Source organism: Oleiphilus sp. HI0123, assembly GCF_001635315.1.
On sequence record NZ_LWGE01000422.1, the window covers coordinates 1 to 203 of the forward strand.

Annotated in this window: 1 pseudogene; it reads left to right on the plus strand. The window is 42.9% G+C overall.

What is annotated here, in order from left to right:
• A pseudogene (locus A3761_RS26855) lies at positions 1-203 on the plus strand (methyltransferase type 12); the annotation flags it as partial.

The window sequence follows — 203 nt, forward strand, 5'->3', positions numbered from 1 at the left end:
TGAAGAGCTCGACCTGATCACCGCGGCGGATGTACTATATGACAAAGATAATCACGACTTGCTAGATTTGTTTACCACTAAATGTCCTCAAGTACTTCTTGCTGACTCCCGCGTAAAAGTACTGCCCTCTTCCGCTTACGATTTGCTTGAAGTAAAAGAAGCCCGTACTTGTCCAGACCTAAATGAGTTTGAAGAATTTAACA